Genomic DNA, 22,849 nt, shown 5'->3' with positions numbered 1-22,849 from the left:
TGCAACTGGTTCTTGAGGAAGCTTGCCCATGTCCGGAGACATCCGCAGCGCCCAGCGCCCCGATCCCGATGCCGAGCTGGTGGCCATCGCCGACTACGTCAGCGCCACCGACATCGACTCCGCCGAGGCGTATCAGACCGCCCGGCACTGCCTGATGGACAGCCTCGCCTGCGCCATGATGGCGCTCGACTACCCGGCCTGCACCAAGCTGCTCGGGCCCATCGTCCCAGGCGCCGAGATGCGCGACGGGGTGGTGGTGCCGGGCACCGCCTATCGCCTCGATCCGGTGCAGGGCGCGTTCAACATCGGCGCCCTGATCCGTTGGCTGGACTTCAACGACACCTGGCTGGCTGCCGAGTGGGGCCACCCCTCGGACAACCTCGGCGGCATCCTCGCCGCCGCCGACTACGAGAGCCGCCGGCGGCTCGCCCGGAGCGAGACGCCGCTGACCATGCGCGAGGTGCTCACCGCCGCCATCAAGGCCCATGAGATCCAGGGCGTGCTGGCGCTGGAGAACAGCTTCAACCGCGTCGGCCTCGACCACGTCCTGCTGGTACGGCTGGCCACCACGGCCGTGACCACCCGGCTGCTCGGCGGCAGCCGCGAGGATGTCATCAACGCCGTCTCCAACGCCTGGATCGACGGCGGGGCGCTGCGCACCTATCGCCACGCGCCGAATACCGGCTCGCGCAAGAGCTGGGCCGCCGGTGACGCCTCGGCGCGCGGCGTGCGGCTGGCGCTGATGAGCCTCACCGGCGAGATGGGCTACCCCTCCGCCCTCTCCGCCCAGGGGTGGGGCTTCCAGGACGTGCTCTTCCGCGGCGAGCCGATCCGTCGCTCCCAGGCCTACGCCAGCTACGTTATGGAGCACGTGCTGTTCAAGATCTCGTTCCCGGCCGAGTTCCACGCCCAGACCGCTGTCGAGGCTGCCCTGCAGCTCCATGCCCAGGTGGCGCCGCGACTTGACGAGGTCGACCGGGTCATCATCGAGACCCAGGAGGCTGGGGTGCGGATCATCGACAAGACTGGGCCGCTGAACAACCCCGCCGACCGCGACCACTGCCTGCAGTACATGGTTGCGGTCCCGCTGATCTTCGGCCGCCTCACCGCCGCCGACTACGAGGACGCCGTGGCCGCCGATTCGCGGCTCGACGCCCTGCGCGAGCGGATGGAGGTCACCGAGAACGAGGCGTTCTCGAGGGATTACATGGACCCCGACAAGCGCTCGATCGGCAACGCGGTGCAGGTTGTGTTCAAGGACGGCTCGAAGACCGAGCGCATCGCCGTGGAATACCCCATCGGCCACCGCCGTCGTCGCGATGAGGGCATCCCGGTGCTTGAGGAGAAGTTCCGCAACGCCGTATCGTCCCGCTTCGCGCCGCGGCAAGCTGGCGCGATTGAGGCTGCGCTCGGCGAGCAGCAGCGGCTGGAGCAGATGCCGGTCCACGAGTTCATGGACCTCTGGCGGGTCTGAGCCCGCTGCCGGCGCCACCCCGGCGGGCAGCCGCCCGCCGGGGGGTGGGTCAGATGTCGAAGAACCCGCCGAAGCCGTCGAACAGACCACCGTCGTCGCCGCCGACATCGCCCACGTCGCCCTCCATCGCGGCGGGGCTGAGGCCGAGATCCCCCGGGCTAAAGCCCATGTCCTCGGCAACGGCGGCAAAGGCCCGCTGCATCTCGGCGTTAAGGGTCATCCCGGCGAGCAGGGTGCCCAGATAGGCACCGCCGCCGACGGCCGCCGCCGTTCCGAGCAGTCCAGGTCCACGTCCGCCACGTCCCGCCCGGGCCTGGCTCGCCTCCAGCAGGTGTAGCCGGTTGATCAGCTCCTGATCGCCCGACTCCAGGATCCTGCGCCGCGCTTCTTCCGCTCTCTTTTGCCGCCGGTTCATCATCGACCTCCTGCGCTGTCCACGCGTGGGTCAGCTTTCAACATCTGAAGCTAGATGCACCGGTGCGTGGCTTCAAGGCAGCCGCGGTACGGTTATCGGGTGGGAGCAGGTCCGGCGAGTGGGCACAAAAAAACGCGGCCCCTGTGGCGGGGCCGCGTCCGTGCATCCGGGCGCCCGAGGGCGCCGGAGGTGTCTCAGGACTCCAGCGGGCGGTAGGCCACCTGCTGGATGAAGTCCACATCGTTGCGGTAGTACGGCTTCTGCAGGTCGCCGTAGCGCTCCACGTTGATGAACCCGGCGTCCTCGAGCAGGTGGGTCATGTAGTCCTGCCGCAGCGGGTACATCTTCAGCTGGAAGGTGGAGCCGTCGGCAAAGACGTACTGGAAACGCGCCATCGTCCGGTGCAGCTCGGCCGGGCCCACGTCCACACCCTCGCCGGTGTAGCAGTAGGCGTGCTTGGAGCTGTAGCCGTTGTCGAGCATGTCGTCGTAGTTGCGCTGATCGATGATCAGCATCCCGCCCGGACGCAGCACGCGGTACATCGCCAGCAGCGCGGTGCGGCGGTCCTCGTGATCGAACAGGTGGGTGAAGGAGTTGCCCAGGCACACCGCAGCGTCGTACTGCTCGGTGCCCATGACCTTGTCGAGCTCCAGCCAGTCGACGGCCCGGGTGTCGCTGAACTCCACGCCGTACTTGCTGGCGTTCTCGCGGGCCTTGATCAGCATGTTCTCGGAGCCGTCGACGGCGGTCACCTCGAAGCCGGCCTGAGCCAGCGAGACGGCGTTGACCCCCGTGCCGGTGGCCAGGTCGATGACCTTCTTGGCGCCGTGGGCGCCCACCAGGCGGTTGTAGAAGGCGCCTTCGCGGGCCAGACGCGTCTCCCACCCCACCAGGTCATCCCAGTAGTCGGCAAAACCGGGGGTATACTGCTCGTACTGCCAGCCTGCTTCGGCGTTTAGGGCCTGGGACATTATTGCATTCCTGCGTTGCTTCTCGGGATCGATGACTATGATCGTCGCGATCCATCGGGCGATACAGAATCAGTTTTGGACATTATGAACCGGTACAGTTGCGTTAGACTGGACCGTGATGACCACACCGCTCTACGAACGAGTGGCCGAGACCCTCGCCGGGCAGATCGAACAGGGCGTCTATGCCCCTGGCGACCGGCTGCCCGGACTGCGACGGCTGCGCCGGCACTTCGGGGTGAGCATGGCGACCATCGTCGCCGCCTGTGAACTGCTTGAGCAGCGCGAGATCCTCGAGGCGCGGCCACGCTCCGGGTTCTACGTCCGCGAACGCACCACCGCCGCCGCGGCGCCGAGCGAGCAGGTGGGCGAAGTGGACGCGCCCAGTCTGGTGCTCGGCCAGGAGCGTGTGCTCGATCTGGTCCGCGCCCACCACGAGCCGGACGTGGTCTCGCTGGGTGCTGCCGCGGCGCCCGCCGCTTTCCTGCCGGCGGCGGCCATGGACCGCAGCTTTGCCCGGGTGCGCCGCCGACAGCGCGAGCGCGTCAATGCCTACGACTTCCCGCCGGGCTGTGCCGAGCTGCGCACCCAGATCGCCCGGCGCATGGCCTACGCCGGCTGCAGCCTTTCGCCGGACGACATCGTGCTGACCGCCGGCTGCCAGGAGGCAATCACCCTCAGCCTGCGTGCCGTGGCCGAGCCCGGCGACGTGGTGGCCATCGAGTCACCCACCTTCTACGGCATCCTCCAGGCCATCGAGTCCCAGGGGATGCAGGCCCTGGAGGTCGCCACCGACCCCCACTCGGGGATGATCCCCGAGGCCCTTGAGCGGGCCCTGTCGCGTTGGTCGATCCGTGCCTGCGTGCTCATGCCCACTTTCGGCAATCCGCTGGGCCACGTGACCCCGGAGGCGCGCAAGCAGGAACTGGTGACACTGCTTAACGCCCACAACGTGCCCCTGATCGAGGACGACGTCTACGGTGAGCTGGCCTTCGACGGCACCCGCCCGTGGGCGGCGAAGGCCTTCGATGGCCAGGGCGAAGTGCTCTACTGCAGTTCGTTCTCGAAGATCCTCGGTGCCGGGCTGCGCGTCGGCTGGGTGGCGCCGGGGCGCTACCGGGATCGTCTCGTCTATCTCAAGTACGCGACCAGTCAAGCCACCTGCACCCTGAGTACGCTGGCCGTGGCCGACTACCTGGAGCAGGGCGGCTACGACCGCTTCCTGCGCCGGGCCCGGCGCAACTACGAGCGGCACGTGCGTTGGGTCGCCGGTCTGGTACGCCGCCACTTCCCCGAGGGGACCCGAGTGACCCGGCCACGGGGCGGTTTCGTGGTCTGGGTCGAACTGCCGGCCGGCTGCGACAGCCTGGAGCTGCAGCGCCGGGCGCTGGCCGAGGGGGTCAGCGTGGCCCCGGGGCCGGTGTTCTCGCCCACCGGGCGGTACGGACGCTGCCTGCGGCTGAACTGCGCCCAGGCCGATGTGGCGGCCACGGAGTGGGCGCTGCAGCGGCTCGGTGCCCTCGCCGCCGGCGAGGACCGTGGCGACGTTCGCGGTTGAGCCGGCCCCTCTTGGCCGGCGCGGCCCGGCTCGGCTACCGTGAGGCGGCATGGAACAGCTGCAGAATACCCTCCAGCGCATCGACGGCCGGGGCTACAAGGCGTACAAGGACATCCAGGGCCGCCACGCTTTCCCCGGCTTCACCCTCTGTGTGGACAAGGTCCAGGCCGACCCGTTTGCCGCGCCTTCGCGGCTGAGGGCTGTGGTGCCGTGGGAGCGGGCGGGGCTGCCCGAAGCGGCCTTGACCGGCGAGCCCCGGCGCCGCGCGGCGCGTGACTACATCGCCCGGGCCTTCGAGCGAGCCGCCGCCAGCGAGCAGGCGGTCCGCATCGATTCAGGCGCGCAGACGGTGCTTGATCGCAGTGCCGTGCTGTTCACCGACGCCGGTGTCGAGCTGCGTTTCACCGTCGCCCTGCCGGCGCGCGGGCGGACCATCCTCGGTCGCCAGGCGGCCGAGATCCTTTGCCGGAAACTGCCGCGGATCGTCGCCGCTGCTGCCGAGGCGCAGCAACTCGACGGCGCTTCGCTGGAGCGCCACTGCGCCACGGTTGAGGACCAGCAGGCGCTGCGTGCGCAGCTCGACGAGCGCGGCCTGGTGGCCTTCGTCGCTGAAGGGGCGGTCCTGCCGCGGCGCTCCGGCGTGGACGACCGGCCCCTGAGCGATGCCATCCCCTTCCACAGCCCCGATTCGCTGCGCCTGACGCTGCACGCCCCCAATGCCGGTCCGATCGCCGGTATGGGCGTCCCGGCGGGGATCACGCTTATCGTCGGCGGCGGCTTTCACGGCAAGTCGACCCTGCTCAATGCCTTGGAGCTCGGGGTCTATGACCACGTCCCCGGGGATGGTCGCGACGGCGTCGTCAGCGTCGAGGACGCGGCGAAGATCCGCGCCGAGGACGGGCGCGCCGTCCACGCCGTGAACCTGTCGCCATACATCGGCGAGTTGCCCTTTGGCAAGTCCACCACCGCCTTCTCCACGGACCTGGCCTCCGGCTCCACCAGCCAGGCGGCCGCCCTGCAGGAGGCCCTCGAGGCGGGGTCGCGCACCCTGCTGGTGGACGAGGACACCTCGGCGACCAACTTTATGATCCGCGATCGGCGCATGCAGGCCCTGGTGGCCCGGGATGCCGAACCGATCACGCCGCTGGTCGATCGCATCGCCGAGCTGCGCGATCGCCATGCGGTGTCCACGTTATTGGTGATGGGCGGCTCTGGCGACTATCTGGACAGCGCCGATACGGTCATCCAGATGCAGGAGTACCGTCCGGCCGATGTCACCGCCGAGGCGCGGCGGGTAGCCGCCGAGTACGCCACCGGGCGCCACGCCGAGGTGCGCTCGCCGCTGGCCTGGCCGACGACCCGCGCCGTGGAGGGGGGTACAGTGCGTACCGAGACCAAGCCCGGTAAGCGCAAGGTGCAGGGCCGCGGGCGCGATACCCTGCTGCTCGGCCGGGAGGCCGTCGACCTGCGCGCCGTGGAGCAGATCGCCGATCCCGCCCAGGTGCGGGCCATCGGCCTGCTGCTCGAGCGACTCTCGGACAGCGGTCGGGTCGAGGACCCGCCGGCGTGGCTGGCCGATCTGCTGAACCGCCACTGGGATCAGCTGCTGCCCCGCCCGGACGGGGACCTGGCCCGCCCGCGGACGATCGAGGTCATGGCTGCGCTGAACCGCCTGCGCGGTGCCCGTTTCGGCGGCGTCGCCGACGGCGTAGGCTAGGCCCAGGCAGGCCAGCGTCGCGAGCGGAGGGCAGAGGATGCGGGTGTTGATCATCGGGGCCCACGGGCAGGTGGGGCGGCGACTGGTGGAGCGGCTGGCGCCGAGCCGGCACGAGGTGCGGGCCATGGTCCGGGATCCGGACCAGCAGCCGGCCCTGGCGGCCGCGGGGGCCACCGAGACCGTGGTGGCTGACCTCGAGCGTGACTGTAGCCAGGCAGTCCGCGGCGCGGACGCTGTGGTCTTCACGGCCGGTTCTGGCCCGCATACCGGTGCCGACAAGACCGAGGCGGTGGACCGTCAAGGCGCGTTGCGGATCATCGAGCTGGCCGAGGCGGCCGGGGTGCGGCGTTTCGTGATGGTTTCGGCGATGCGCACGGAGTGCCCCGAGCAGGCCCCGGAGCGGCTGCGGCCGTACCTGGCGGCCAAGCGTGAGGCCGATGACCGCCTGCGCGCGACGGCCATGGACTGGACCATCCTGCGTCCCGGGCGTCTGCTCAATGAACGCGCCCGCGGGCGGGTGACCCTCGGCGAGGGGCTGCCCTACGGCGAGATTCCGCGGGATGATGTGGCCGCGCTGCTGGCGGCCCTGCTCGACGCCGGGGTGACGTCGCGGCGCACGCTGGATGCCGTCTCCGGCGAAACCGCCGTACGTGAGGCGGTTCGCCGGCTCGGCGTTAGCTAGGCCTCGGTGCTACTTGGCGCAGGTCTTCAGGCCCAGCGGGATGTAGGCCGGGCAGACCCCGACGATGGCGGTCGCCAGCGGGACCAGGCCGATCCATCCCCAGGCGGTCTGTGGCCCGATGAACGCCAGAGCGATCAGGCAGATGCCCACCACGGCACGGATGGCGCGATCCACGGTGCCCATGTTCCTGCTTACGTCCATTGCGATTCCTCCTTGGGTATCGACTCTCGGGTCTGATATCCGAAGTATTGCATATCAGTCCGGTGCGCGTCGCTGCAGCAGCCGCTCCACCCAGGCGGCGGTGAGTCGGTCGAGGAGTCGGTTCTGCTGTTGCCGTGCAGCCAGGTTACCCAGGTCGATCCAGCCCAGTGGCTGATCCTGTTCGGCGCAGGAGAAGACGGCCCGGGTGCGCTCGCCGGTCTCCGGGTCCACCTGCCACTGCAGGCACTGGGCGCAGACGCCCTTGAGCATGCACTGCATGGGACTGCCCACCGTGCCCACGGCCTCGAGGTGGTCCGGGAAGTACGCCGACAGGCCGTCCGCCAGTGCCTGCTGGAAGCCGAACAGGAGCCCGGTGCCGCCGACGACCAGGATCCGGTCGACCTCGGCCAGCGGTAGCCCCGGGGCATCGGGGGCGATCTCGCCGTCGCCGTAGCGGCGGACCAGGTCGACCATGTCGGCGCTGATCACTGCGCTGTCCTGGGGGCGGCGCGGCTCGAAGGCGGGCTCGCGGGCGGTAGCCCAGACGATCTGGTCGGCGCCGGCCTCCAGCTCATCGGGGTGGTCGATCTCGTCGGCGCTGCCGAAGGCGGCGATGTAGAGCACCCGGTTGCCCGCCGCGCGCAGCGCCGAGCCGATATCGTGCATCACCGCCGCGCCCCAGCGGCCGGCCACCACCATCACCGTGCGGTCTTCGGGGATCTCCGTGGGGGCGCCGGTGGGGCCCATCAGCACCAACGGGTCGCCGGGCTGCAGGCGGGCGGCGATGCGCGGGGCGGCCCCCCACTGCAACAGCATCAGGCGGATGCAGTCGCCGTCGATACCGGTGCCCGAGACGGTCATCAGTGGCACCTGCAGGCGGGTGCCGTCGACCACCGGACTGTGCGTCTCCAGCGTCTGCAGGCGGAAGAACTGCCCGGGCCGAAAACGGGCTGCGGCCAGCGGTGCCCGGACCCAGATCTCGGCCACGGCCGGGCTCGGCTGCTCCACGGAGACCACCCGCGGGGTCAGCCGCGCGGCCAGGTTGTCGAGAAAGGCGCGAGCCTTGCGACCGGGCTGCATGGGAAGCCCGCCGAGGGCGGCGAGCACTTGCGGGTAGCTGCGTCGCGCCGAGGCGATGGCCTGCACCACGCTGCCGGCGAATACCGGGTGGGTGTCGCCGATGAACGAGACCGTGCGCCCGGCCGACTGGTAAGACGTGAACGGGCCGATCTCCGGTGCCTTGCAGTGCTCGCCGGCGGCGATGGGCTGCAGGCCCCTGCGCCGGTAGCCGTAGGGCCGGTAGTGGATGCCCTGCAGCTGAAGGCTGCCCGGGTGCTCGTGGGCGTAGATGGTATTGGGCACGGTCCCGGCGGCGACGAAGATCGAGCGGGCCGCAAGCTCCGTCTCGCGCCCGGTGGCGTACCAGCGGCCGCCGTCGTGGCGCATGCGCCGGAAGACCACCGAGTGGACGTGGTCGTGCTCGTCCAGGCGCACGTGCAGGGGCTCGAGCCCCTCGGCGTAGAGGATGCCCTCCTCCAGGGCCTTGGTGAGCTCCTCATGGTTGCGCACGTAGGCCGGCGAGGCGGTGAGGCCCTTGCGGTAGGCGATGGTGACGCCGCCCCAAGCCTGGAGCAGCGGCGCGAATCGCGGCGCCTCGCCGGCCGCATGGGCGCGCTCGCGCTCAGCACGCACGGCGCGCCCATGGGCCAGGAACTCCTCGAGGATGGTCTGGTCCTCGACGCCGAGCCCGGCCCCGAACCCGGCGCCTTCAGCCTCCAGGGCCTCGTAGTGGGCGAGGACCTTCTCCACCTGAGCGATGTAGTGGGCCTGTACCTCGGTGGCAGTATCGACGGCGGTCAGCCCGCCGCCAATGACCACCGCCGGCATGCGCACCTGTAGGTTGGCAATGCTCTCACTCTTGCCGGCCCCAGTCAGCTGCAGGGCCATGAGGAAGTCGTTGGCCTGGCGCATGCCCCGGGCCAGGCTGTTGCCGACCTCCAGCACCCGGGGGTAGCCGGCCCCGGTGGCGATGCAGACGTGGTCGAACCCGAGCGCCCAGGCATCCTCTAGGGTGAGGGTGCCGCCCAGCCGGACGCCGCCGTGGACGGCATAGCGCTCGCGCCGGGCCAGGGTGAGGTAGATGAGCTTAAGGAAGTTCTTGTCCCAGCGGTTGGTGATGCCGTACTCGGCGACGCCCCCAAAGCCGTAGAGGGTGCGCGTCTGCAGCGGTTCCCAGACGTCGCCCCAGTCGCGGATCGGTCCGTCCAGCCACGCCTGGGGCAGCGGTTCGATTTTCAGGCCGTCGACGGCCACCACGGTGCACCCGGCCATGGTCAGGTGGTGGGCCATGGTGAAGCCCGCGGGCCCTTGCCCGGCGATCAGCACCCGGCGGCCGTTCTCCTCGGCGGGCAGGTACTGACGGGCGCGCAGCGGGTTCCAGCGCGCGAGGAGGTGGTAAAGTTCGACGCCCCAGGGCAGCCCGAGCACGTCGGTGAGGGTGCGGGTCTCGATCTGCGGGACGTCCACCGGGTCCTGCTTCTGGTAGATACAGGCCTTCATGCAGTCGTTGCAGATCCGGTGGCCGGTGGCCGGAATCATGGGGTTATCCACCATCGCCACGGCGAGCGCGGCCAGCGGGTGGCCGTCGCGGTAGAGGCGGTTCATCTCCGAGATGCGCTCCTCCAGCGGGCAGCCGGTGAGCTGTACCCCGAGCGGATCCGCCTTGTACCCAAGCTCCGGGTCGCCCTTCCTCTCGGGGAAGCCCCGTGAGCAGAAGTCGCCCTCGTGGTCGTGGCAGTAGATGCAGTAGTGGGCCTCGGCGCTGACTTGGCGCTGCGGGGCGCGGCCGTCAGTGAGCTCGAAGCCGTCCCGGCTGCGCCAGCGCGCGCGGGGGGCGTGGAAGCGGACGGGCTGGCCCTGCGCCTCGGTGGCCTCGGCCTCCAGCGCCACCAGGTTGGTGTGGTCCACCCGCTGCGGCAGCCGGAACGCCGCCCAGTCGGCGACGGCGGCCTGGCCCGGCGGGGTGTGCAGGGCCGCGGCACACCAGTCCAGCAGACGCTCACGTTCGGCTTCTGCGTCGCTTTCGGCGGTGTACTGTGCGGCCAGCCGGGCTACGGCCAGTTCGCGGTCCCGGCGGTCAATGCCCCGGGCATCCAAGGCCTGATCCAGCCACCTGTCGAGCTCGGCGAATGACACCTGGGGGGGCGTCTTGCGTCGGCGGGCCCGCTTCTGGACCCAGTCCCGCCGGAAGGCGAGCACCTCGCCGTCCCGGGTCAGGGCGTCACGGACGGTCTGCAGGGAGGCCTTGATGCCGAAGGCCTCGGCCAGGAACGCCTCGAGGCAGGGTGCCGTGGCGATGAGCCATTCCCCCAGGTCGCGGTCACTGAGGTTCGGGCGGTCCGGGTCGCGGTGCGCCTCGAGCTGCGCCGCCCGTTCCGGAGCCACGGCGCGGAGGTGCGCCAGGAAGCGCCGATCGAGTTCCAGCAGGCCGGTCCGGCTATGCAGATCCCTGTAGTTCAGGCCCTCGAGGCAGATGGGGTCTTCGCTCATTCCTCTCGCTCCACGCGCACCCGGTATTCGAGGGTTGTCTCGTCATCGGCCTCCAGCGCCAGGTCCCACAGGGCCCAACGGCCTTCAGCGCGTTCCGGCTCGTGGCTGGTCTCGAGCAGCTCCCAGTCGCCGGGGAAACGTTCCTCGAGCTCGATCCGAGTGGCGGCCTCGCCGCGGTTGCGCAGGCGGATGCGCCAGGCGGCCTCGAAGCCTTCGGTCGTCTCCAGTGCCCGGCGCTCGCGCAGGGTGCGCTCGCCGGTGACGGTGAAGGCGGGGCCCAGCTCCACCTCGATTTCGTCCCCGGCGGCGGTCCCCGGGATGCGCCCCTCGCCCACCGGCTCGGCGGCCCCGGGCGGGCCGGTGAGCAGCGTTACGCGGCCAGGGGGCAGATCGGTGCCGGCCTGCCAGCTGGCTATGCGCCGGGCCGGCGATTGCTGCGGGCGGTCTGGCTCGGCACCGGCGTTGCTGCGCAGCCGGTGATAGCGGTCGAAGGCGTCGGGCGTCTGGCTGAAGAGCTGGATGCGGTGGCTGCGCCCGGCGAGCAGATCGTGGGGTTCGGCGGTCTGGAACCGGGGCAGGCCGTCGAGTCGATCGGCCGTGACCGACTCGGCCCGGGCGAGGGTGCGGACAGGGGCGTCACCGAGGCTGGCGCCGATCAGGCTCAAGCGGGCCTGTTGCAGGTCGATACCGGTTTCGTTCTCCACGCGGGCGTAGCCGTCCAGGCGCGGCTCGGCGTCTTCGATGACGCGCAGCTGGTAGTCGGGATGCCAGGTCAGGCCCTCGCTGCGGTAGGCCAGGTTAGCGGGGTGGGTGCCGCCGCGCTCGCTGTCGATGGCCAGCTCGAGGGTGGGTCGCCCGTGCAGCCGGGGCGGCCGCTCCGGGAAGGCGAAGCGGGTCTCGCTGCCGCGTGGCAGCGGGTAGACCGCCTCGTCGGTGGCGACAATCACCTCGTCGGCGTCGAAGGTGAGCAGATAGCCACGTTCCCAGGTGCGGTCGGCGCCCGCGCGGTAGCGGATCTCGCTGCCCAAGTGGTGGCGCAGCAGCCCCTCCTCATCGAGGTCGCCCGGCGTGAAGGCAACCGCACCGACCCGGGGGAGGTGCTCGGAATCAAGGCTGACCGTGCCGGCATCGATGTGTTCCGGGACGTCGGTGAGGACGAGCCGCGCCGGCTCGTCGGGGAGCCCGATCTCGCGGGTCTCGCGGAACACCGCCGGCCCCCGCAGGTAGACGGTGACCGCTAGCGCCGTGCGATCCTGTCCGTCGCTGATTACCTCACGCACACCCTCGGGCAGCGTGCGGGTGCCGAGCGGGACCGGTTCCAGCTCCGCCGGCGCGGTCTCGGCGGCGTGGCCGGGGTTGGCGAGAGCGAAGAGCAGCAACGGGGTGACAAGCATGGGCAGCGGGACGGGCGTGGTCATGGTCAGCCGGCGAATCATCGGTGGTCCTGGTGCGCGGCGCGGGTCAGGGTCGAATGTAGCATGCAGGCCAGGCGCCTTTCTCGGGGCACTCGGGGTAGGGTTGTCGCTAGCTGCCGGTGTGCCCGGCCCGGCGGCGGGTGAGGAGGCCGCGCTGCCGCCGGTGGTCGCCGCCGTGCCCCGGCTCGATGTGGATCCCGACGCCTATCCGGCGGCGGTCTCCGTAGTCGGCCGCGAGGCCTACGCCGATCGCCGCCGCCTCTCCCTGGACCAGGGGCTCGACCGCGTCCCCGGGGTGCACACCCAGAACCGCTACAACGCCGCCCAGGACCTGCGTCTTTCGGTGCGGGGTTTCGGCGCCCGCTCGCCCTTCGGGCTGCGCGGCGTCCGCGCCTTCGTGGACGATGTGCCGTACACGGTGGCCGACGGCCAGAGCCAGCTCGATGCGCTGGACCCGGCCTTCGTGGAGCGCCTGGAGGTCATCCGCGGGCCGGCCTCGGCCCTCTACGGCAACGCCGCCGGGGGCGTCTTTCGCCTCACCACGCTGGAGCCCCCGGACAGCGGTGACTTCCTGGGCGGCGAAGTGCTCTTCGGCAGCCACGGCGAGCGGGCCCAGCGGGTCTGGGGCGGGCGCGCCGAGGAGACGTGGCGCACGGCGGTGACCGCCTCCAACCAGGAGATGGACGGCTACCGCGACCACTCGGGCTCGGCGCAGCGGCGGCTGAACATCAAGCTCGACCGCGACCTGGCCGGGGGGGAGCGGCTGCGTTTCATTGCCAATCTTCTCGACGCCCCGGAGGCGGAGGACCCGGGGGGGCTCAGCCGTGACAAGGTGCGGGAGGATCGGCGGCAGGCCGCGGAGAACGCCCTCGATTTCGACGCCGGCGAGGAGGTGGAGCAGCAGAGCGGGGCGGTGATCCTCACCGCGGAGCCGTCGGCCACCGAACGCTGGGAGGGCCGGGCCTTCCTGCAGCGCCGGGACTTCTACCGGCGGAATCCTTTTGACGGCGGTGATGAATATCAGGGGCCGGATGGTGAAGACCGGCTCAGTCCTGGTGGCATTGTGACCTTCGAGCGCTACTTCGGCGGCGTCGGTGGCCGCCACGTGCGCCGCACCGAGGCCGCCGGGCGGCCGGTGCAGGTCTCCGTGGGCGCCGACGCCGAGTGGCAGTACGACGACCGGCAGCGCTACGAGAACCTCGATGGGCGCGAGGGCGAGCGGACTAACGATCAGATTGAGCAGGCCCAGGTGGTGGCGGGCTATCTGCAGGCGGAGTGGCAGGTGGCGCCGCGCTGGCGGCTGGTCGGCGGCGGCCGTCTGGACTGGACCCGGATGAGCATCGACGATCGCAAGGCGACGCATGGGGGAACCGAAAGTCAGACCTACACCGAGCCGAGCTACCTGGCCGGGGTGCGCTACGCCGTGGCGGAGGATCACAGCCTCTACGCCAACGCCAGCTCCGCCTTCGAGACGCCGACCCTCTGGGAGCTCTGGGACCGCGACGAAGGGGGCATCAACGACGCGATCGAGCCGCAGCAGGCGCGCTCCCTGGAGGTCGGGGTCAAGGGGCGGGCCCTGGATCGGCGGCTGCGCTACGAGGTGAGCCTCTTCCAGGTGGTGACCGAAGACGAGCTGGTCCCGCAGGGGGAGACCGACGGTCCGGAGTGGTATAGGAACGCCGGCGAGACCCGCCGGCGGGGCGTGGAGCTGGGGGTGGAGGCGTTCCCGACGGATCGCCTGGAGCTGACCGCCGCGCTGGCCTACGGGCAGTTCACCTTCCGGGATTATGTTACGCCGGCACTGGATGAGGTCGACGGCGCCCAGAACAACGATCAGGTCCGCGGCAACCGCATCCCGGGCGTGCCCCGCGCCCACGGCTATCTGGAGGCCGCCTGGCAGGCCCCCAACGGCTGGCGGGTGGCCGGTGACCTGCGGGCCAGCGAGGGTATTTGGGCCGACGACCGCAACACCCAGCGCAGCTCCGGCTACTCCGAGGTCGGCCTGCACGCCAGCCGCACCTTCGTCACCGACGCCTACGAGGCGCAGCCCTTTTTCGGGGTCAACAACCTCTTCGACGAGACCTACGACGCCAACGTGCGCATCAATGCGGCAACGGCCGAAGTCGACGGGTCGCTCGAGGAAGGTGGCTACTTCGAGCCTGCCCCGGAGCGCACCATCTACGCCGGGATTCGCTTCGAGACCTACTGAAACGAGGGCCGGGAGGGGTTATCCTCCCGGCCTTCGTCGCGACGCCAAGCCTCCCGCCGGGCCGGCGGGGTCATCCAACAGGGAGTTCAGTCAGTATGCCGCGGAGCGCTGCGCCCTTCGGCGCCCGGGACCGTGCCAAGGGCCTGATGATCGCCGCCGCCGGAGTGACGGCGCTGAGCTTCGATGCGGTGCTGGTGCGCCTGGCCGGGGCCGGGGGCTGGGATGTGGTCTTCTGGCGGGGGCTGCTGATGGCGGTGGCGGTCAGCGCCCTGCTCTTCGCCACCCAGGGCCGCTACACCCTGCGCATCTGGCGCCGGGGAGGCTGGGCCGCGGCGGCCTCCGGGCTGTTCTTCGGGCTGAACTCGATCCTCTTTGTCTTCGCGGTGCTCAACACCCACGCCGCCAACGTGCTGGTGCTCTTCGCCACCGCACCGCTTTTCTCGGCGGTGTTCACCTGGCTCTTCCTGCGTGAGCCGATCCAGAGCCGGACCTGGTGGACCATCGCCGCGGTGATCGTCGGCATGGCCGTGATCTTCAGCGCTCCGGCGGAACCCGGCGGGCGGCTGGGCGACCTGGCGGCCCTGCTGGCCGCCGCCAATATGGGCGCCAACCTCACGCTGCTGCGTGCCCGTCCGGAGATCAACCGCCTGCCGGTGGTGGCCACCGGCGGCGTCGTCGCCGCCCTGTGTGCCGCCCCCTGGGCGGCGCCGTTGGCCCTGGGCTGGGAGAGCTACGCGGTGCTCGGCGTCATGGGTCTGGTGCAGATGCCCCTGGCCCTGGTGCTCATCGCCCAGTCCACCCGCTACCTGCCCTCGCCGGAAGTCAGCCTGGTGCTGCTGCTCGAGGCGGCCCTGGGGCCGGTCTGGGTGTGGCTGGTCTTCGCCGAGGTGCCGCCGGTGCCGTCGATGCTTGGCGGGGCGGTGATCGTGCTGGCGCTGCTCGGGTATTTCGCCCGGGACGCCTGGGAGGGCGCGGTGGGGTGGCGCTTCGGGCGGAGCTGAGGGTGGCACTCAGGCGCCGTCGTGCACGGCGCCGGCGATCTGCGTCTCGGCCCAGTCGAGGACCTCGCGGACACGCGGCGACGCAAGTCGGTACGCCTCGCCCGGCGTGACCCATCGGTACTCGTGGTGCTCCGGGCGGCCGAGTTCCGGGTTGATGCCGAGGACCACGCGCCGCGTGGTGGTCTCGGCGACGTAGTAGCGGGCCACCTTGCCCTGGGCGTAGGGGCCGGTCTCGAAGAACGCGTAGCCCCAGCGGAAGGTCAGCTCGGTGATTCCGGCCTCTTCCTGGACCTCGCGCCGGGCTGCCTCGAGTGGCTCCTCGCCGGGCTCGACCTTGCCCTTGGGGAAGTCCCAGTACTGGAAGGCGCGCAGGAGCAGATAGAGACGCCCCCGCTCGGCGAAGCGCACCGGAATGACGCCCGCCGAGAGGGTACGCCGTCTCCGCCGCCTACGACGTGGCCGAGGTGGCCGCTGCGTCATGGTAGGCCGGGGAGAGTTCGTGAAGGGCACGGATCATGGCGTCGACGTTCTCGGGCGGCGTCTCCGGCTGGATCCCGTGGCCGAGGTTGAAGACGTGGCCCGGCCCGTGGCCGAACTCCTCGAGGCAGCGGGCCACCTCGCGGCGGATTACCTCGGGGTTGGCGTGCAGCATGCACGGATCCAGGTTGCCCTGCAGCGCCACCCGGTCGCCGATGCGGCGGCGGGCTTCGGTCAGTGAGGTGGTCCAGTCAAGACCGACGCCGTCACAGCCGGTGTCGGCGATGTCTTCCAGCCACTGCCCGCCGCCCTTGGTGAACAGGGTCACCGGGATGCGCCGCCCCTCGCGCTCGCGGGGCAGCTGCTCGACGATGCGCTGCATGTAGGCCAGCGAGAACTCCCGGTAGCGCACCGGGTCCAGCGCGCCGCCCCAGGTATCGAAGATCATCAGCGCCTGGGCACCGGCCTCGATCTGCCCGTTGAGGTAGTCGGCCACCGTGTCGGCCAGCTTGGTCATCAGCCGGTGGGCGGCCTCCGGCTCGTTGAAGAGCAGGCTCTTGCTGGCCGCGAAGGTCTTGCTGGAGCCGCCCTCGATCATGTAAGTGGCCAGCGTCCAGGGGCTGCCGGTGAAGCCGATCAGCGGCACCTGACCGGCCAGCTCCTTGCGGCAGGCCGCGACCGCGTCCATGACGTAGCTCAGCTCCTTGTCGGCGGAGGGCTGCGGCAGGCGGTCGATGTCGGCGGCCGTCTTGACCCGGTGCTCGAAGACCGGTCCCTCACCGGAGACGAAGTTCAGCCCCAGCCCCATGGCCTCCGGGATGGTGAGGATGTCCGAAAAGAGGATGGCGGCATCGAGCTCATAGCGCTCCAGCGGCTGCAGCGTGACCCGGGCCGCCAGCTCGGGGCTGCGGCACAGGCCCATGAAGCTGCCGGCCTGGGCCCGCACCTCTCGGTATTCGGCCAGATAGCGGCCGGCCTGGCGCATCATCCAGACCGGGGTCCGGTCCACGGGCTGGCGCTGGAACGCGCGCAGGATTCGATCGTTCTTGAGCTCAGAGCTGCTCACCGCGTCACTCCTATACCTGTAGGTGATCAAGGATGCCCTTGGCTGCCTCACGGCCCTCCCAGACAGCCGTCACGACCAGATCGGAGCCGCGGACCATGTCGCCGCCGGCGAAGATCTTCGGGTTGGTGGTCTGCCCGAAGGTTCCGTCCTGCCGGCTGACCCGCACCTGGCCCCAATCGTCGAGCTCGACGCCGTGCTGCTCCAGCCAATGCGGCGGGCTGGGCCGAAAGCCGAAGGCGATGATGAGGCTGTCGGCCGGCAGCACCTCTTCGGAGCCGGGCACCGGCTCCGGCCGGCGTCGCCCGTGTTCGTCCGGGGCACCGAGCTCGGTCCGGACTACCTTAACCCCTTCGATGTGGTTTTCTCCAATGACTTCGATCGGCTGGCGATTCCAGAGGAACTCGACGCCCTCCTCCTTGGCGTTCTCGACCTCGCGCCGGGAGCCGGGCATGTTCTGCTCGTCGCGGCGGTAGGCGCAGGTGACGCTGGCCGCCCCCTGCCGGATGGCGGTGCGGTTGCAGTCCATGGCCGTGTCGCCGCCGCCGAGGACCACGACGCGCTTGCCGCGCATGTCGATGAACTCGTCCTCGGTGCCCTGCCAGCCCTCCTCGCGGTTGATGTTCGAGACCAGGTAGGGCAGCGCCTCGTAGACCCCGGGCAAATCCTCGCCGGGGAAGCCGCCGCGCATGTAGGTGTAGGTGCCGGTACCAAGGAAGACGGCGTCGTACTCGGCGAGGAGTTCGTCGAAGCTGACCGCCTGCCCGACCTCGGTGTTGAGGCGGAACTCGACGCCGATGCCCTCGAGGATTTCGCGGCGCCGGCGGACGATGTCCTTGTCGAGCTTGAACGGCGGGATGCCGAAGGTCAGCAGGCCGCCGATCTCCGGGTAGCGGTCGAAGACCACCGGCCGGACCCCGTTGCGGGCGAGCACGTCGGCCGCACCAAGCCCGGCGGGACCGGCGCCGATGATCGCCACCCGTTTGCCCGTGTCGACCACGTCGCTGACATCGGGCCGCCAGCCCTGGCGCAGGGCCTCGTCGCTGATGTACTTCTCCACCGACCCGATGGTCACTGCACCGAAGCCGTCGTTGAGGGTGCAAGCCCCCTCGCAGAGTCGGTCCTGTGGGCAGACGCGACCGCAAACGTCGGGCAGGGTGTTGGTCTTGTGGGAGAGTTCCGCGGCCTCGAACAGGTTGCCCTCGGCCACCAGCCGCAGCCAGTGCGGGATGTAGTTATGGACCGGGCACTTCCACTCACAGTAGGGGTTGCCGCAGTCGAGGCAGCGCCCCGCCTGGGCGGCGGCGGTCTGCTCGTCGTAGCGGCCGTAGATCTCGGCGAAGCGGCGGATGCGCTCGTCGACTTGGAGCTTGTCCGGGTCGCGGCGCGGGATCTCGAGGAACTGGAAGACACTGCTGGACATGGCTGACTAATCCGTCCGTGCTCGGGCGCCGCCGGCGGCCGTCAGGCCGCCTGGCGGAGCGTATCGAGGATGGTGTGAAGATCGGCGGCCTTCGGCTTGACCAGCCAGAAGCGGGGCAGGTAGCCGCGGAAGTCGTCGAGGACCGCCCGTCCCCACACGCTGCCGGTCTCGGCCACGAACTCGCGGATCAGCTCGCGCAGGTAGTTGCGGTGAGCCTCCATGTTTTCCGACTGCAGTCGGTGGATGTCGATGAGCTCGTGGTTGTAGCGGTCGGCGAAGGTGCCGGCCTCGTCGAGGACGAAGGCGAGACCGCCGGTCATGCCGGCACCGAAGTTGACCCCGGTGGGCCCGAGCACGCAGACCACGCCGCCGGTCATGTACTCGCAGCCGTGGTCGCCGACGCCCTCGACCACCGCGGTGGCGCCGGAGTTGCGCACACCGAAGCGCTCGCCGACGGTGCCGGCGGCGTAGAGCCGCCCGCCGGTGGCGCCGTAGAGGCAGGTGTTGCCCATGATGGTGGTCTTGCGCGCCTCGAACCGGCTGCCTTCGGGTGGGTAGAGGACGAGCTTACCGCCGGCCATGCCCTTGCCCACGTAGTCGTTGGCGTCCCCCTCGAGCACCATGTGCAGCCCGCCGGCGTTCCAGACGCCGAAGCTCTGCCCCGCGGTACCGGTCAGGCGTAGGGTGACCGGGCTGTTCGCCATGCCCTGGTTGCCGTGGCGGCGGGCGATTTCGCCGCTGAGCCGGGCGCCGATGGAGCGGTTGTTGTTGCGCAGGGTGTAGTGGAACTCACCGCCGGTGCCGGCCTCGATGGTCGGTAGGCAGTCGGCCACCATCCGCTCGGCCAGCTCGCCCTTGTCGAAGGGCACGTTGGACGGCTCCAGGCAGCGCTTGGGCTTGTCTTCGGGGACACCGCCGTCGGAGAGGATCGGCGACAGGTCCAGACGCCCCTGGCGCTCGGTCTCGCCGGGCAGGATCTCCAGCAGGTCGGTTCGCCCGATGAGGTCCTCGAGCCGGCGTACACCGAGCAACGCCAACCACTCGCGGGTTTCCTCGGCGACGAAGCGGAAGTAGTTCGCCACCTTCTCAGCGGTCCCGACGAAGTGCTTCAGGCGCAGGACGTTGTCCTGGGTGGCCACGCCGGTGGCGCAGTTGTTCAGGTGGCAGATGCGCAGGTACTTGCAGCCGAGGGCCACCATGGGCGCGGTGCCAAAGCCGAAGCTCTCGGCGCCGAGGATCGCTCCCTTGATCACGTCCAGGCCGGTCTTCATGCCGCCGTCGGCCTGCAGCCGCACCTTGTCGCGCAGGTCGTTGGCGCGCAGGGTCTGGTGGGTCTCGGTCAGGCCCAGCTCCCACGGGCCGCCGGCGTACTTCACGGAGGTCAGCGGGCTGGCGCCGGTGCCGCCGTCGTAGCCGGCGATGGTGATCAGGTCGGCATACGCCTTGGCCACGCCGGCGGCCACGGTGCCGACGCCGGCCTCGGCCACCAGCTTCACCGAGACCTGCGCCTGCGGGTTGACCTGCTTGAGGTCGAAGATCAGCTGCGCCAGGTCCTCGATGGAGTAGATGTCGTGGTGCGGCGGCGGCGAGATCAGGGCCACCCCGGGCTTGGAGTAGCGCAGCCGGGCGATCATCTCATTGACCTTGTGCCCCGGCAGCTGTCCGCCCTCGCCGGGCTTGGCGCCCTGGGCCACCTTGATCTGCAGCACCTCGGCGTTGACGAGGTAGTGCGGGGTGACGCCAAAGCGCCCCGAGGCGATCTGCTTGATCTTCGAGACCCGATCAGTGCCGTAGCGGGCCGGGTCTTCGCCGCCTTCGCCGGAGTTCGACCGGCCGCCGAGGCGGTTCATGGCCATGGCCAGGGCCTCGTGGGCCTCTGGCGACAGCGCCCCGAGGCTCATCCCGGCGGAGTCGAACCGGGTGAGGATGTCGTCGATGGGCTGGACCTCGTCCACCGCAATGCCCTGCTCCGGGGCCTTGAGCCCGAGCAGATCACGCAGGGTGGCGGTGGGGCGCTGGTTCACCTCGTCCGCGAACCGCTTGTAGGTGGCGTAGTCGCCGTTCTCCACCGCCTGCTGCAGGTAGGAGACCACCTCGGGGTTGTAGCAGTGGTACTCGCCGCCGTGGACGTACTTGAAGACCCCGCCCTGGTCGAGGAGTTCGGTGGGGCGGTGGGCGCGCCGGGCCAGTTCGCGCGCGTCGGCCTCGAGGTCGGTGAAGTCCATGCCCTGGATGCGGTTGGTGGTGCCGGTGAAGCACAGGTCCACCACCTCGTCGGACAGGCCCACGGACTCGAACAGCTGTGCCCCGCGGTAGCTGGCGATGGTGGAGATCCCCATCTTGGAGAGGATCTTGTACAGCCCCTTGTTCAGCCCCTTGCGGTAGTTGAGGCAGAGCTCCTCGACGTCCCCCTCGATCCGCCCGGAGCGGGCCATCTCGGCCACGACTTCGTAGGCGAGGTAGGGGTAGACGCAGGTTGCCCCGTAACCGATCAGGCAGCCGATGTGGTGGGGGTCGCGGGCGGTGCCGGTCTCGACGATGAGATTGGCGTTGCAGCGCAGGCCCCGGGCCACCAAGCGGTGGTGGACGGCGCCGGTGGCCAGCAGGGCGTGGATGGTCAGCCGGCCGCGCTCGACCCGGCGGTCGGAGAGCACCACCAGCGTCGACCCGGCGCGGACCGCTGCCTCGGCCTCGGCGGCGACGGCCTCGATGGCGCTGCGCAGACTCAGTTGAGCGGGGTCGTAGGTCAGGTCGATGACGGTGTGGGCGTACTCCGGGTCGTCCAGGGCCTTGAGCGCCGCGAACTTTGCGCCGGAGAGCACCGGCGAGTCCACGGTAATGCGCTTGGCGTGATCCTCGGACTCGTCGAAGAGGTTCTTTTCCCGGCCCAGACAGGTCTCCAGCGACATCACGATCCGCTCGCGCAGCGGGTCGATCGCCGGGTTGGTGACCTGGGCGAACTGCTGTCGGAAGGTGTCGTAGAGGGCTCGGACCTTGCGCGAGAGCACCGGCAGTGGGGTGTCGTCGCCCATCGAGCCGACGGCCTCCTGGCCGTCCTCGGCCATCACCTTCATCACCTGGTCGCGCTCCTCGAAAGAGACGCCGAAGAGCTTCTGGTGGACTTCAAGGGCCTTGGCATCGAGCTGCGGCGTGCGGCCGTCGTGGCCGGCGAGGGGCTCGAGGCGGCGCAGGTGGTCGCTGAGCCAGACCTTATAAGGCTTGCGGCGCATCAGCCGCTCGTCGATCTGCTCGGGAGTGAGCAGCTGTCCGGTTTCGGTATCGGCGGCGAGCATTTCGCCGGGCTTGAGTCGCCCCTTGGCCACCACCTCGGCCGGGTCGTAGTCCCAGACGCCGATCTCCGAGGCCAGGGTGATGTGGCGATCGCGGGTCATCACCCAGCGTGCCGGCCGCAGGCCGTTGCGATCCAGGGTGCAGGCGGCGTGGCGGCCGTCGGTGAGGACGATGCCGGCCGGACCGTCCCAGGGCTCGCAGTGCATGGAGTGGTACTCGTAGAACGCGCGCAGGTCCGCGTCCATAGAGTCGACGTTCTGCCAAGCCGGGGGCATGAGGAGGCGCATGGCGCGGAAGATGTCCATCCCCCCCTGGAGGAGCACGTCGAGCATGTTGTCGAGGCTCGAGGAATCGGAACCCTCGCTGTTGACCAGCGGGTGCACCGCTTCCATGTCAGGGATCAGCGGGGTGTTCAGCGTGAAAGCCCGGGCATTGGCCCAGTTGCGGTTGCCCTGGATGGTGTTGATCTCGCCATTATGGGCCAGGTAGCGGAACGGCTGGGCGAGGCGCCATTGGGGCAGGGTGTTGGTGGAGAAACGCTGGTGGAAGACGCAAAGGGAAGAGGCGAGGCGCGGGTCCTGAAGGTCCTGGTAGAAGGAGGGGAGGTAATCCGGCATCACCAGCCCCTTGTAGGAGAGGACCCGGCCCGAAAGGCTGGCGACGTAGAAGACCTCGTCTTCGCTGCTGATTGCCTTCTCGGTAAGCCGGCGGGCGATGAACAACCGCCGTTCCAGGTCCTGGGCCTCCATCCCCGGATCGGCGTTGACGAAGACTTGTTCGATCCGGGGACGGGTTTGGAGGGCCTGGGCCCCCAGCGCCGAGGGGTCCACCGGGACCTCGCGGAATCCGGCCGGCTCCAGCCCCTGGCTGCGCAGCGCCTCACGTAGGGCCTCGCGGGCGGCTTCCGCGCGCTGGTCGTCGGGGTGGAGGAACAGGCTGCCCACGGCGTACTGCTCGCCGAGTTCCAGGCCAGCCTCCTCTGCCACGGCGCGCAGGAAGGCGTCGGGCTTGGTCAGCAGCAGGCCGCAGCCGTCGCCGGTCTTGCCGTCGGCCGCCACCGCGCCACGGTGAGTGAGTCGCCCGAGGGCGGCTACAGCGGTTTCGATGAGCCAATGGCTGGGGTTACCATCCATATGGGCAATCAGCCCGAAACCGCAGTTGTCTCGTTCGAAGCTGGGCCGGTACAGGCCGGGTGCGTTTTCGTCCGTCACGGTCGCCTCTGGGATGCTGCGGGGTCGTTTTTTTCAGGGGGCGGCCGGCCCTCTGGGCGCGGTGCGCCGCCGGTGTCGATCACCCGCCGACAAAAGCGGGACGGTAGTATATGCACGAGCCCCCGTGGGCGCAAACGCCGATTGCCGGCGGTCCGGCACGGCGTCCCACTGGCCTTTTTGCACCCGCGCGTGTCA

General features: G+C 70.1%; 15 protein-coding genes. 6 read left to right on the top strand and 9 right to left on the bottom strand.

Translation table 11 applies throughout. The annotated features are described in order from the left end of the window. The first annotated feature begins 28 nt into the window (after positions 1–28). Positions 29–1,474, top strand: coding sequence for a bifunctional 2-methylcitrate dehydratase/aconitate hydratase (locus LRG07_RS05690; RefSeq protein WP_201169942.1), 1,446 nt, complete (start codon positions 29–31; stop codon positions 1,472–1,474). A 49-nt stretch (positions 1,475–1,523) separates the two neighbouring features. Here LRG07_RS05690 and LRG07_RS05685 read toward each other — a convergent pair whose 3' ends face one another. After that, a complete protein-coding gene (locus LRG07_RS05685; RefSeq protein WP_201169940.1) occupies positions 1,524–1,889 on the bottom strand; it encodes a hypothetical protein in 366 nt (121 codons plus the stop codon). A 194-nt stretch (positions 1,890–2,083) separates the two neighbouring features. Beyond that, entirely contained in the window at positions 2,084–2,860 is a 777-nt protein-coding gene (locus tag LRG07_RS05680) for a bifunctional 2-polyprenyl-6-hydroxyphenol methylase/3-demethylubiquinol 3-O-methyltransferase UbiG (protein WP_201169938.1), read from the bottom strand. Between the two features lie 118 nt (positions 2,861–2,978). On the opposite strand from LRG07_RS05680, the gene LRG07_RS05675 reads away from it, so the two are divergent. The 3 genes from LRG07_RS05675 to LRG07_RS05665 are packed head-to-tail and all read left to right on the top strand — an operon-like array spanning position 2,979 to position 6,814. Next, entirely contained in the window at positions 2,979–4,415 is a 1,437-nt protein-coding gene (locus LRG07_RS05675) for a PLP-dependent aminotransferase family protein (RefSeq protein WP_201242993.1), read from the top strand. 49 nt (positions 4,416–4,464) lie between these two features. Beyond that, positions 4,465–6,132: an ABC-ATPase domain-containing protein gene (locus LRG07_RS05670; RefSeq protein ID WP_238633435.1), complete on the top strand. Its 1,668-nt coding sequence runs from the start codon at positions 4,465–4,467 to the stop codon at positions 6,130–6,132. 37 nt (positions 6,133–6,169) lie between these two features. Next, positions 6,170–6,814, top strand: coding sequence for an SDR family oxidoreductase (locus LRG07_RS05665; protein WP_201169931.1), 645 nt, complete (start codon positions 6,170–6,172; stop codon positions 6,812–6,814). Between the two features lie 9 nt (positions 6,815–6,823). Here the strand turns inward: LRG07_RS05665 and LRG07_RS05660 are convergent, their stop codons facing one another. Genes LRG07_RS05660 through LRG07_RS05650 form a run of 3 tightly spaced genes read right to left on the bottom strand, consistent with a single transcriptional unit; the run spans position 6,824 to position 12,000 of the window. Continuing rightward, positions 6,824–7,015 carry a DUF2892 domain-containing protein gene (locus LRG07_RS05660; protein WP_201169928.1) on the bottom strand — a complete coding sequence of 64 codons (192 nt, stop codon included), beginning with the start codon at positions 7,013–7,015 and terminating at the stop codon, positions 6,824–6,826. Positions 7,016–7,069: 54 nt separating this feature from the next. After that, positions 7,070–10,564 carry an FAD-dependent oxidoreductase gene (locus tag LRG07_RS05655; protein ID WP_238641953.1) on the bottom strand — a complete coding sequence of 1,165 codons (3,495 nt, stop codon included), beginning with the start codon at positions 10,562–10,564 and terminating at the stop codon, positions 7,070–7,072. Then, positions 10,561–12,000: a DUF4139 domain-containing protein gene (locus tag LRG07_RS05650; protein ID WP_238634692.1), complete on the bottom strand. Its 1,440-nt coding sequence runs from the start codon at positions 11,998–12,000 to the stop codon at positions 10,561–10,563. Before LRG07_RS05650 ends, LRG07_RS05655 begins: the two co-directional genes overlap by 4 nt. 82 nt (positions 12,001–12,082) lie before the next feature. On the opposite strand from LRG07_RS05650, the gene LRG07_RS05645 reads away from it, so the two are divergent. Both LRG07_RS05645 and LRG07_RS05640 read left to right on the top strand, forming a co-directional pair. Continuing rightward, the gene (locus LRG07_RS05645) at positions 12,083–14,188 is read left to right on the top strand and encodes a TonB-dependent receptor (protein WP_238641952.1); all 2,106 of its coding nucleotides are present in this window, start codon (positions 12,083–12,085) and stop codon (positions 14,186–14,188) included. Between the two features lie 95 nt (positions 14,189–14,283). Further along, positions 14,284–15,189, top strand: a complete 906-nt coding sequence (locus LRG07_RS05640; RefSeq protein WP_238641951.1) for a DMT family transporter — start codon at positions 14,284–14,286, stop codon at positions 15,187–15,189. Positions 15,190–15,198: 9 nt separating this feature from the next. Here the strand turns inward: LRG07_RS05640 and LRG07_RS05635 are convergent, their stop codons facing one another. The 4 genes from LRG07_RS05635 to gltB are packed head-to-tail and all read right to left on the bottom strand — an operon-like array spanning position 15,199 to position 22,654. After that, complete coding sequence (locus tag LRG07_RS05635) at positions 15,199–15,669, bottom strand: NUDIX domain-containing protein (RefSeq protein WP_201169918.1); 471 nt, start codon at positions 15,667–15,669, stop codon at positions 15,199–15,201. Then, complete coding sequence (gene hemE, locus LRG07_RS05630; protein ID WP_201169917.1) at positions 15,638–16,732, bottom strand: uroporphyrinogen decarboxylase; 1,095 nt, start codon at positions 16,730–16,732, stop codon at positions 15,638–15,640. The genes LRG07_RS05635 and hemE overlap by 32 nt, the downstream gene beginning before the upstream one ends. 10 nt (positions 16,733–16,742) lie before the next feature. Next, positions 16,743–18,152: an FAD-dependent oxidoreductase gene (locus tag LRG07_RS05625; protein WP_201169916.1), complete on the bottom strand. Its 1,410-nt coding sequence runs from the start codon at positions 18,150–18,152 to the stop codon at positions 16,743–16,745. 41 nt (positions 18,153–18,193) lie between these two features. Continuing rightward, a complete protein-coding gene (gene gltB, locus LRG07_RS05620) occupies positions 18,194–22,654 on the bottom strand; it encodes a glutamate synthase large subunit (protein ID WP_201242985.1) in 4,461 nt (1,486 codons plus the stop codon). Positions 22,655–22,849: the final 195 nt, after the last annotated feature.

This window comes from Halorhodospira sp. 9622 (genome assembly GCF_022228025.1).
Lineage (GTDB): Bacteria > Pseudomonadota > Gammaproteobacteria > Nitrococcales > Halorhodospiraceae > Halorhodospira > Halorhodospira halophila_A.
The sequence above is the reverse complement of the archived record's forward strand: the minus strand, read 5'-3'. Positions and strand labels throughout refer to the sequence as shown.